This window comes from Microtetraspora glauca (genome assembly GCF_040656155.1).
In the GTDB taxonomy this organism is placed as follows: Bacteria; Actinomycetota; Actinomycetes; order Streptosporangiales; family Streptosporangiaceae; genus Microtetraspora; species Microtetraspora glauca.
On sequence record NZ_JBFALK010000007.1, the window covers coordinates 216,993 to 227,634 of the forward strand.

General features: G+C 68.7%; 10 protein-coding genes. 4 read left to right on the forward strand and 6 right to left on the reverse strand.

What is annotated here, in order from left to right:
* Positions 1-6: 6 nt before the first annotated feature.
* Both AB0I59_RS15560 and groL read right to left on the reverse strand, forming a co-directional pair.
* Positions 7-876, reverse strand: coding sequence for an LLM class F420-dependent oxidoreductase (locus tag AB0I59_RS15560; protein ID WP_061258643.1), 870 nt, complete (start codon positions 874-876; stop codon positions 7-9).
* Between the two features lie 118 nt (positions 877-994).
* The gene (gene groL, locus AB0I59_RS15565; RefSeq protein WP_358133236.1) at positions 995-2,620 is read right to left on the reverse strand and encodes a chaperonin GroEL; all 1,626 of its coding nucleotides are present in this window, start codon (positions 2,618-2,620) and stop codon (positions 995-997) included.
* 401 nt (positions 2,621-3,021) lie between these two features.
* On the opposite strand from groL, the gene AB0I59_RS15570 reads away from it, so the two are divergent.
* From AB0I59_RS15570 to AB0I59_RS15580, 3 genes are all read left to right on the forward strand, one after another.
* A complete protein-coding gene (locus AB0I59_RS15570; protein WP_061258469.1) occupies positions 3,022-3,441 on the forward strand; it encodes a hypothetical protein in 420 nt (139 codons plus the stop codon).
* A 2-nt stretch (positions 3,442-3,443) separates the two neighbouring features.
* Entirely contained in the window at positions 3,444-3,668 is a 225-nt protein-coding gene (locus AB0I59_RS15575; protein ID WP_061258468.1) for a helix-turn-helix transcriptional regulator, read from the forward strand.
* 98 nt (positions 3,669-3,766) lie between these two features.
* A complete protein-coding gene (locus AB0I59_RS15580; protein ID WP_358133240.1) occupies positions 3,767-4,477 on the forward strand; it encodes a DUF4386 domain-containing protein in 711 nt (236 codons plus the stop codon).
* Positions 4,478-4,588: 111 nt separating this feature from the next.
* Here the strand turns inward: AB0I59_RS15580 and AB0I59_RS15585 are convergent, their stop codons facing one another.
* Both AB0I59_RS15585 and AB0I59_RS15590 read right to left on the reverse strand, forming a co-directional pair.
* Positions 4,589-5,269, reverse strand: a complete 681-nt coding sequence (locus tag AB0I59_RS15585) for a carbonic anhydrase (protein WP_358133243.1) — start codon at positions 5,267-5,269, stop codon at positions 4,589-4,591.
* Between the two features lie 323 nt (positions 5,270-5,592).
* On the reverse strand, positions 5,593-6,543 hold the full coding sequence (locus AB0I59_RS15590; protein WP_358133245.1) for a helix-turn-helix transcriptional regulator: 951 nt from the start codon (positions 6,541-6,543) through the stop codon (positions 5,593-5,595).
* An 88-nt stretch (positions 6,544-6,631) separates the two neighbouring features.
* On the opposite strand from AB0I59_RS15590, the gene AB0I59_RS15595 reads away from it, so the two are divergent.
* Complete coding sequence (locus tag AB0I59_RS15595; RefSeq protein WP_358133248.1) at positions 6,632-7,081, forward strand: VOC family protein; 450 nt, start codon at positions 6,632-6,634, stop codon at positions 7,079-7,081.
* 37 nt (positions 7,082-7,118) lie between these two features.
* Here the strand turns inward: AB0I59_RS15595 and AB0I59_RS15600 are convergent, their stop codons facing one another.
* Positions 7,119-9,959, reverse strand: a complete 2,841-nt coding sequence (locus tag AB0I59_RS15600) for an ATP-binding protein (protein WP_061258463.1) — start codon at positions 9,957-9,959, stop codon at positions 7,119-7,121.
* 548 nt (positions 9,960-10,507) lie between these two features.
* Complete coding sequence (locus AB0I59_RS15605) at positions 10,508-10,639, reverse strand: ALQxL family class IV lanthipeptide (protein WP_358133251.1); 132 nt, start codon at positions 10,637-10,639, stop codon at positions 10,508-10,510.
* Positions 10,640-10,642: the final 3 nt, after the last annotated feature.

Sequence of the window (10,642 nt, forward strand, 5' to 3'; positions counted from 1 at the left end):
TGGCGGTCAGCCGATCGCGGCGACCCGGGGTGCGATGTCCTCGGCGACCTGTTCGACGAAGGCGACCGGGTGCCGGTCCGGCAACACCTGGATCTCGCCGACGCCCAGCTTCGCGTACGCCTCGACGTCGGCGAGGAACGCGTCGGCCGCGTCCAGCACCGGGCGGCTGAACATGACGGTCTTCTCGATGGTGTCGTAGTCGCGGCCCTCGCCGGCACAGTGCTCGCGCAGCACGTCGAGCTTGCGCGCCACCTCGTCCACGCTGGTCGCGAACAGATTGCAGGCGTCCGCGTACCGTGCGACCAGCCGCAGGGTCTTCTTCTCTCCGCCGCCGCCCACCATGATCGGCGGTCGTCCGCTCGGCGGCGCCGGCACGCACAACGTCTCGTCGAGCCGGTAGTGCCGCCCCTCGTACGGGCCGTCGTCGTGGCTCCACATCTGGAGACAGATCTGGAGCGTCTCCTCCAGCCGCTCGAACCGCTCGCTCATCGGGACGACGGGCACGCCGAGCCCGCGCTGCTCCCGCTCATACCAGGACGCCCCGAGGCCGAGGCAGGCCCGGCCTCCGGACAGCACGTCCAGAGTGGTGACGATCTTCGCCAGCAGGCCGGGATGCCGGTACATCACACCGGTGACCATCAGGCCGAGCGTCATCCGCTCGGTCAGCGCCGCGACGTACCCGAGCGTGGTGTACCCCTCCAGCATCGGTTCGTCGGCGGTGGAGGTGCGTGTCCTCATCTGGAAGTAGTGGTCCATCACAGTGAAGGACGAGATCCCCGCCTGCTCTGCGATCCTCACCGTGTCCGCCAGCGTCGGCGCGATCAGCGTGGGATCGGCCGGTGTCGAGTAGTTCCAGTAGTGCAGGCCGAGTTTCAACTTCCACCTCGCATGGAAAGGGGCGGCCGGGCCGTACGCGATCTCCACCGTAGCGCCGGTGAGCCGGGGAGGGGCGGTCCTCCCCGGCCCGGGGTGCGACCGCCCCGGGTGACCCGATCTAGAAGTCCATGTCGCCGCCGCCGGGCATGGCGGGAGCGGACGGGGTCTTCTCGGGCTTCTCGGCGATGACGGCCTCGGTGGTGAGGAACAGGGCCGCGATGGAGGCGGCGTTCTGCAGCGCGGAGCGCGTCACCTTGGCCGGGTCGATGATGCCCGACTCGAACATGTTGACGTACTCGCCGGAGGCGGCGTTGAGGCCCTCACCCGGGGTGAGGTTGCGCACCTTCTCCACCACGACGCCGCCCTCAAGACCGGCGTTGACGGCGATCTGCTTCAGCGGCTCCTCAAGAGCCCTGCGCACGATCGCGGCACCGGTGGCCTCGTCGCCGCCCAGCTCGAGCTTGTCGAACGCCTTGGCGCCGGCCTGCAGCAGGGCCACACCACCGCCGGGGACGATGCCCTCCTCGACGGCCGCCTTCGCGTTGCGAACGGCGTCCTCGATGCGGTGCTTGCGCTCCTTGAGCTCGACCTCGGTCGCCGCGCCGGCCTTGATGACGGCGACGCCGCCGGCCAGCTTGGCGAGGCGCTCCTGGAGCTTCTCGCGGTCGTAGTCGGAGTCGGTGTTCTCGATCTCGGCGCGGATCTGGTTCACCCGGCCGGCGATCTGCTCGGCGTCACCGGCACCGTCGACGATGGTGGTCTCGTCCTTGGTCACCACAACCTTGCGGGCCTTGCCCAGCAGGTCGAGGGTCGCGGACTCGAGCTTGAGGCCGACCTCCTCGCTGATGACCTGACCACCGGTGAGGGTGGCGATGTCGCCCAGCATGGCCTTGCGGCGGTCGCCGAAGCCCGGGGCCTTGACCGCCACCGACCGGAAGACGCCCTTCATCTTGTTGACGATCAGGGTGGCCAGGGCCTCGCCCTCGACGTCCTCGGCGATGATGGCCAACGGCTTGCCCGACTGGACCACCTTGTCGAGCAGTGGCAGCACGTCCCTGTTGGCGGAGACCTTGCCGCTCACGATCAGCACGTACGGGTCGTCCAGGACCGCTTCGAGCCGGTCGGAGTCGGTGATGAACAGCGGGGCGATGTACCCCTTGTCGAAGCGCATACCCTCGGTGAGCTCAAGCTCCAGGCCGAAGGTGTTGCTCTCCTCGACGGTGATGACGCCTTCCTTGCCGACCTTGTCCATGGCCTCGGCGATGAGCGAGCCGATCTCGGCGTCGGCGGCGGAAATGGAGGCGGTGGAGGCGATCTGCTCCTTGGTCTCCACATCCTTGGCCAGCTTGGAGAGCTCCTCGCTGACGCGCTCGACGGCGGCCTCGATGCCCTTCTTCAGGGACATCGGGTTGGCGCCGGCGGCGACGTTGCGCAGGCCCTCGCGTACCAGAGCCTGGGCGAGCACGGTGGCGGTGGTGGTGCCGTCACCCGCGACGTCGTCGGTCTTCTTGGCGACTTCCTTGACGAGCTCGGCCCCGATCTTCTCCCACGGGTCCTCGAGCTCGATCTCCTTGGCGATGGAGACACCGTCGTTGGTGATCGTGGGGGCGCCCCACTTCTTCTCCAGCACGACGTTGCGGCCCTTGGGGCCCAGGGTCACCTTCACGGCGTCGGCCAGCTGGTTCATACCGCGCTCGAGGCCGCGCCGGGCGTCCTCGTCGAACGCAATCATCTTCGAAGCCATCTACTGCTCCTGCTCTTGATAGGGGGCTGTCCGGGACGGCGCCCGCGACGGACGGTTCGCCGACAGGCATGCCGGCGGACCTCGCCGTCCCGGCACACGCCGGATGGTTGGCACTCTCCAGGCGCGAGTGCCAGGCGTCTCGTCGCACTCTACCCACAATGTGCGCGCCGCGCACTTCATGCGTGGCGCGCACTAGCTGGTAGGGTCACTCCAAGAGCGACGACGCCACGAGGCGATCGCGGCACGCACCGGCATCGACGCCGGACGCGACCTGTTTCCGGCCGGCATGGGCGCGACGCCTCCCCGATCCATCGTCGATGGTGGAGTCAAAAATACTAGACATCATGTCGCCGTTGCTTTACTTTCGTGATGTCAAGTTTTTTATACATGGGAGAGCGGGCATGTCATTCGGAGAGAAGCGCTCGTGGATCTACGCCGTGTCCGCGCTCGTCGTGTCGGTGGTCTACTTCGCGACCGTCCTCGGGCAGGTTCCCGGGGCAGACGTCACGAAAATCGCCTACATACGGCCGATGCTCACGGCCATCGGCGTCGCGGTGGTCCTGAACATCGTCGCGAGCGTCGTGGCCACGATCGCCTCGCCCAGGGACGCCGACAAGGAAGACGAACGCGACAAGGAGATCAACCGGCTCGGGCAGCACATAGGGTTCTACGTCGTCAGCGTCTGCGCGCTGGTCCCGCTCGGCCTCGCGATGGTGGAGGCCGAGCACTTCTGGATCGCCAATTCGCTCTACCTGGCGTTCGTCGTGTCCGCATTCACCTCTTCGATCGTCAAGATCGTCGCGTACCGCCGAGGCTTCTGACCATGGCCAAGCCCACCAAAGTCACCAACTCGATCCGAGCCCTGCGATTCGCCCATGGCGAGATGACGCAGGCGGAGCTGGCCGACCGCATCGGCGTGACCCGCCAGACCGTCATCGCCATCGAGCAGGGCCGCTACTCACCGTCGCTCGAGATGGCCTTCCAGATCGCCCGGGTGTTCACGGTGCCGCTCGACGACGTGTTCCAGTACCCCGACACCGAAGAGTAGTCGCCACATCACCACACCGGGACGCGTGGGACACCACCCCGCGGCCTCCGTTCAGCACGCCAAAAAACCCCAAAAATGCCCAAAAACAGGGAGGAACCATGCGCGCGCCTCACCATCTCGCCAGAACCGCTGGACTGTTCTACCTGATCGTCGCGATCCTGGGCGGCTTCGCCCACTTCTTCTCCCGCGGCGAGGTCTACCGCCCCGGGGACGCCACCGGCACGGCGCGGAACGTCGTGGCCCACGCGGACCTGGTCCGTGCCGGCTTCGTCGCCGACCTCGTGCAAGCCGCGTTCTTCCTTTTCACGGCCATGACGCTGTACGTGCTCCTCAAGCACGTGAACAGGAACGCCGCACGCGCGATGGTGATCTTCGTGGCGGTCGCCGTCGCCATCATCTGCCTCAACATGGTTCACCAGCTCGCGGCGCTGCTCGTCGCCACCGACACCTCCTATGTCGGCGCCCTCGGGGCGCGCGGGTCAGACGCGCTCGTGTTGCTCATGCTCGACCTCCAGCACTACGGCTACCTCATCGCGCAGATCTTCTTCGCCCTGTGGCTCCTGCCGCTGGGGTATCTCGTCCACAGGTCGGGAATGTTCCCCCGCGTGCTGGGTGTCCTGCTCGTCATCGGGTGTGTGGGCTACCTCCTGGACACGTTCACGCTGTTTCTGGCACCGGATCTCGGTGCGGCGCTGGACCCGTTCCTCGTCGCGCCGGCGGGAATCGCGGAGATCGCGATGCTTCTGTGGCTGCTCGTGAAGGGTGTCAGGATCCCCCGCCAGGACACATCCGTACTCGCGACGGCCTGAGAGCCTGCTGACGAAGGCCTACCAGAGATCATCGCCGCCACCTACCGGCATGAGGCGCTGTTCGGGGTCAGCCAGGGATCGAACTGGTCGAAGCCCGGAGATGGGGTGGACTTACGGAGCGCTTCGACGCTCATCGACGGTGAGACGGGGCTCCCTCAACGATCCGGGAGGGACAGCGAGGCCGCGGCCGGCGAGCGTCCGCGCCCGGCCGTCGGCCAGGCGGTAGGACAGGGCCACCACGGCGACCTGGCCGGCGGAGACCCGCTCCGCCAGGACCCGGGACCGATCCAACAGCAGGTCCATCGTGTGCCGTGTGTGCTCCTCCACGATCTCGCCGGGCCGGGCGAGCCCGGCGGCGCGGGCCGCCAGCACGCTGGGCGTCACCCGTTCCACGACGTCGCGTACGTAACCGGCCGGGGTCGAGCCCTGTTCGAGCACGGCACACGTGGCCGCGACGGCACCGCAGGAGTCGTGGCCGAGAACCACGACCAGGCGGCAGTCCAGCGCACTCACGCCGTACTCGATGCTGCCCAGCACCTCCGGGCCCATGACGTGGCCGGCCGTGCGTACGACGAACATGTCGCCGAGACCACGATCGAAGATGATCTCGGCGGCCAGCCGGGAGTCGGAGCACCCGAAGAGCACGGCGAACGGGTGCTGGACCGGTGCGATCTCAGCGCGGCGCATGGCGTTCTGGTTCGGATGCTGAGGGGTGCCGGAGACGAACCGTTGGTTGCCTGCCAGCAGCACCTCGAACGCTTCGCGGGGAGTAAGTGCCCGAGCGTCAGTCATGATCGCAGATTACGATCTCCATCCTGGGCGATTTCAGGGGCCGAATGGCCGGGATACCGGAGCTAAAGTCCCTCTGTGGAGTGACCTGTGTAGGGGTGAACGCAGGAGGAACGCCTCTTGTGTTCGTCCGGAAATCGGCGTGGCCCGAACCGTGGCATCGGACCGAAGCGAGTGGGCACAGCTCGGCGGCATGCCGACGGCGGGCAGGCGCGACGTCCGCCTGCCACCAGCGGCCGCCAGGACGGGTCGCCGTCCCCGGAACCGTGTACGGCTCGTCCCGCCGGAGGTCCCGGCCGGACCGAGAACCCCTCGTGTGCTCCGTTTCAGTGCTCGCCGGTGTAGCGACCGGCGAGTTCGGCGCCGATGCGGGCGAGCTCGTTCTGGACCGAGCGCGGTTCGATGACCTCGATCATCGTGCCCCAGCCGGCGAGGTGGCGGGCGATGTCCAGGGGAGTCGGGGCGGCGAGGCGGACCCGGGCGCGCCCCTGGTCGGGTTCGCCGTCGGTGTGGCAGTGCCGTCCGAACTGGTCGCGCAGGATCGGCACGAACCGCTCCTCGACGAGTACGGTCGCCCAGGTGCGGGAGCGCTGCCCCTCGATCTCCTCGACGATCTCCCGCCAGGCGGTGGCGAGGGTGAAGTTGTCGGGGCGTTCGGCGGGCTGGTCGGTCGGCTCGGCCTGGACGATCCGGTCGACGCGGAAGGTACGCCGTCCCCGGTCGGTTCCGGCGAGGAGGTACCAGACGTCGTCCTTGTCGATCAGGCCCCACGGGTCGACCAGCCGTTCTGTCCGTTCCCGGGTACGACCGGCGTAGGTCAGGCGGACCTTGCGTCGGCGGATCACGGCGGTCTGCAGCAGGTCGACCGTCGCGGGCCGGGAGCGGTCGCGTTCGCCCCAGCGGGTGGGGTCGATCACCGTGGCGTCGGCGGCGGCCTCGGCGTCGGCCCGGAAGGTCCGAGGCAGGGCTCGTACCAGCTTGCGGAGCGCCGCCTTGGCCTCGGAGGAGACGGCCGTGGCGGGTCCGACGAGCAGGAACAGTGCCTGTGCCTCGGTCGCCGTCAGCCCGCTGAGGTCGGTGCGGGCACCGCCGACGAGGGACCAGCCGCCGCCGCGTCCGGGCTGCGGGTAGACCGGGACGCCCGCCGCCGACAGCGCCTCCAGATCCCGGCGGGCGGTGGCGACGGACACCTCGAGCTCGGTGGCCAGTTCGGCGGCGGTCACCCGGCCACGGGCCTGCATCAGCAGCAGGACGGCTACGAGACGGTCAGCGCGCATGGTCCCAGATTCTCCAACAAAGTGCTCAGAAGATGAGCACTTCAGATCGGAGGATGGGTGGTGTCACCAACTGAGGAAGGAACCCCCGATGCTGCGAGGCCTCACCACTGTCAGCTTCTTCGCCGACGACGTCACCGCCGCCGCCCGCTGGTACGGCGAAGTGCTCGGCGTCGAGCCGTACTTCACGCGCCCGATCGACGGGACGCCCGCCTACGTCGAGTTCCGCGTCGGCGACTACCAGCACGAGCTCGGCGTCATCGACAGCCGCTTCGCGCCCCACCCCCGCCCGGGTACGGCCGGCGGCGCGGTGACGTACTGGCACGTGGACGACGTCGAGACCGCCTTCGAGCGGCTGCTGTCCCTGGGCGCCACGGCACACGAGAAGCCGATCGAGCGCGGTCCCGGCTTCGTCACCGCCTCCGTGGTCGACCCCTTCGGCAACGTCCTCGGTGTCATGTACAACCAGCACTACCTCGACGTCCTGTGCCCGACGGCCGCGGATCGCGTGGCACCGACCGGGACCACCCCTGGACTCTGACGCCGACTTCGCGTAACGCGTCACCGGTTCGCGCGGCTCACACCTGAGCGGGCAGCGCGTCGCGGAGTTGGTGACGACGCCGGATCCCCAGCTTCTGGTACGCGTTCGAGAGGTGGACCTCCACGGTCTTGACCGTGATGTAGAGGCGTTGGGCGATCTGACTGTTCGTCAGCCCATCGGCGGCCAGACCGACGACCCTCGCCTCGCTGGGGGTGAGCGATTCCGGGCCGGTGAGATACGAACGCCTGGGACGGGCTCCGGTGGCGGCGAGCTCGCTCCGCGCGGACTTCGCGAGAGGGACGGCGTGGCAGCGCTGGGCGATTTCCATGCCCTCGTAGAGAAGGGCCCGAGCCACCGAGAGGTGGCCGTTGCGTCGCTCGCACGCCCCGAGATCCACCAGGGCGTGCGCCAGCTCGAGGCGGGCGGGAGACCGGCGTAGGACCTCGACGCTGCGTTCCAGCAGCTTCGGCATGGTGGACGGGGGGCCGACCAGCCCGGCCACTCGCAGCGCCCGGCCGATCGTGTCCGGCGCCCCCCAGCGTTCGGCGAGTTCGATCTCCTCGTCCGCGTACGCGCGTGCCCTGTCCGGCTCGCCCAGCGCGTGCAGGCACAGGGCGGCCTGCGAACGCCACGCCACGATCGCGGGATTTATGCCGTTATGTCCTGCGAACCTGCTACCGGCGGCCAGCGCGGCGTCCAGGGCCCGGTCATGGAAACCCCCGGTGGCCAGGATCCGGGCCCGGGCGTGCAGACAGGTGTAGAAGATTCCGTTCTGCGGCAGCTGCGCGGGAAGGTCGGCCTCCTGCAGGATCTCCGAGGCCTCATCGATCCGCCCCTGCTCGACGAGGACCTCGGCGAGGAGTCCCTGCGCCATCGTGAGCACGGTGCCTACCGGAGAGATCCGGCGTATCTGGATCACCTCGCGAAGGTCGTTCTCGGCTTCGGCCAGCTCTCCCTTCCGCAGCCAGCCCATCGCCCGGCACGTCAGCGACGTCCCGAGGGCGATGCTCGACCCCCGCCTGCGGACCTCCGCGATCAGGAGACCGTAGGCGTCGATGCCCCTGTCGGGGTCGCCGACCATCAGGGTGAAGTGACCGAGCAGGCCGGCGGTGGCCCCTTTGGCCGCCGCTTCCAGCATCTGTGGATGCCTCAGCGCGGCCTGGGCGCGGGCGGCTCCACGGGGATCCCCGGCGTAGCATTCGTTGCCCGCGATCATGCACTCAAGGAGCGCCGCGTTCAACGTGTCCGAACGAGGAAGCCGGACCAACTCCGGGATACGCCGCAACACGCTCTCGGCGCCGACGGCGGCCAGCGGGGCGTCCAGCAACGCCGCTTCGAGCCCCCGCCGCAGGTCGTCCGCGTCGTCGGGGAGGCGCGTGATGGCCTCGACCATCTGGGCGATCATCGTGGTGCTCCGGCCCACCAACGACTTGGTGAGCCCGCTGAGACACAGCAGTTCTCCTGTCTCGACCGGATCGTGGGTCAGCCGTAGGGCGACGTCCAGGTGACCGAGTGCCGCCTCGCCGTCCACGAGGAGGGCGGCCGTGATGGCCTCCCTGAGCAGGTCCAGCCTCTCCCGCTGCCCCATGCTCCCCGTGAGCGCGTGCGCCAGGTAAACGTGCGCCGACTCGGGTGTCCCCCGTTCCAGCGCCTGCTTGGCCGCCTGCCTCAGCACCGCCACATGCTCGGGTTCCGGACTCGGAAGCGCCAGAAGATGACCGGCGGCCTCGTCCAGCCGGCGGCCTTCGCGCGTCAGCAGGGCCGCCGCGGCCAGATGGCACCGGACGCGGTCGGCGGGATCCAGCCGCTCATAGACGGCCGAGCGGACCACGGGGTGCACGAACCCGACGGACGCGTCCTCGCTCTCTGTGCTGAGAATGTGCGCGTCCTCCAGTTCGTGCACCGCCGACTGTACGGTCGCGTAATCGAGCCCGGTGAGAGCGGCGATGTGGCCGACGTCGGCGTGACGGCCGAGGACGGTCACCATCTCGGCCGTTCGCCGGGCCGCCGGAGACAGCCGCCCCAACTCGACGGAGACGTGCCTGCCGACCGCCCTGGTGCCGATCTCACTGATCCGGGCGTCGTCCATCCCCGCCGGGCCGGCGCGTCGTACGCCGAGCGCTCGTACGGTCTCCACCAGCAGTAGTGGGTTTCCTCCGGTGGCTGCGTGATAGGCCGACACCACCTCAGGACCAGGAGTCTCGCCGAGGATCTCTCCCAGCACGATGCCGACGGCAGCCTCGCTCAACGGCCGCGGCTGCAACATCCGGCATTCGGGATAGGTGAGAACGACGTCGAGCAGGGCTTCGGCGGCAGCGGGATCCGACGGCCGTGTCGCCGCCACCACCATGAGCCTGACGTCCCGCAGCCGTCGCTGCAGGTACGCCAGGAAGCGGAGCGAGGCGTCGTCCGCCCAGTGCAGATCGTCCACCGCGAGCAGCACCGGACTCCGCCGGCAGATGTTCACGGTGAGCCAGAAGAGGCCATGGAAGAGGTTCATCTCGCTACTGTGAGCACCTTCGCCCGCAGTGAGGCCGAAAGCGAGTCCGAAGAGGTGCCGAACCTCCGCGGTCGCACCCGACAACAGCTGCTCGCGCTCGGCGTCGTCGGCCCTCATGAGCACGCCCTCGAACAACTGGCGTACCAGCCCGAACGCGTACTCGCGCTCGAAGGGGGAGCCGTTGGCCGCGAGGACGCGAAGGCCGCCCTCGGAGGCCATCCTCCTGGCTCCGCCGAGCAACCGTGTCTTTCCGATGCCCGAGGGTCCGATCACGACGAAGAAGGAGCCGATCCCCGCTCCGGCTCCCTCGACACCGGCGGAAAGCGCGGATATTTCGGAATCGCGCTCAAGGAGCCGGTCTGTCGGCAGGTCACTCACTCCCACGCCCACCTGGTCACCGGGGGGAGAAGAGCCTCGGGTCGGCACGTGGTGTCGTGGTGGTCGGCGCGTACCCGGCGGGGAGCTGTGCCCTCGCCACGCCGGGCGCGTCGATCCGACGGACCGGCACCCGCATGAACAATCGTGCCGTCGAAAGTGGTCGTCACCCTAGCCCTCGCTTCGATCAAGGAAGATTCGATCATGAGCGCTTGCTGATCACTTACAGGTGACTTACAAGGGCTCCCGCGCACGCGATGCGGCGAGGGCGACGGTGCGCGCCGTCCGTTCGATCGCGTTACGCGGGCGGCCCGGCGACGGCTCGGGGACCCGCTTCGGATCAGGGCCCGTTCACAGGAAAGCCGGTGTGATTCCCGGCAAGGAAAAGGCCCGGGTGTTCAGCCCGGGCGGGGTGGCGACACGGCTGGTCGGCGGCTACGGCGTGGCCGGCTCACCGCCCCTGACCTGTACGCCGGGGACGGCGGCCGAATCCACTGTCACATCGATGTGATCGAGGGCGGAGGCGCCCGCGATCACACCCCGTGCGCCTACTAAACGGTCCCGGTGCCAGCGGTGGTACGACGGCACGTACCGTACTTCTCGCAGGTCCACTCGCAGATCGCCCTGCTGTGTCCGGCCGTCGTCTCCGGCAGGACCTGCAGCGCGTTGATGTCGATGGTCATATT

Coding starts and splice junctions, on each gene's coding strand:
- groL (WP_358133236.1), bottom strand. CDS start 2,620: ATGGCTTCGAAGATGATTGCGTTCGACGAGGACGCCCGGCGCGGCCTC.
- AB0I59_RS15570 (WP_061258469.1), top strand. CDS start 3,022: ATGTCATTCGGAGAGAAGCGCTCGTGGATCTACGCCGTGTCCGCGCTC.
- AB0I59_RS15575 (WP_061258468.1), top strand. CDS start 3,444: ATGGCCAAGCCCACCAAAGTCACCAACTCGATCCGAGCCCTGCGATTC.
- AB0I59_RS15580 (WP_358133240.1), top strand. CDS start 3,767: ATGCGCGCGCCTCACCATCTCGCCAGAACCGCTGGACTGTTCTACCTG.
- AB0I59_RS15585 (WP_358133243.1), bottom strand. CDS start 5,269: ATGACTGACGCTCGGGCACTTACTCCCCGCGAAGCGTTCGAGGTGCTG.
- AB0I59_RS15590 (WP_358133245.1), bottom strand. CDS start 6,543: ATGCGCGCTGACCGTCTCGTAGCCGTCCTGCTGCTGATGCAGGCCCGT.
- AB0I59_RS15595 (WP_358133248.1), top strand. CDS start 6,632: ATGCTGCGAGGCCTCACCACTGTCAGCTTCTTCGCCGACGACGTCACC.
- AB0I59_RS15605 (WP_358133251.1), bottom strand. CDS start 10,639: ATGACCATCGACATCAACGCGCTGCAGGTCCTGCCGGAGACGACGGCC.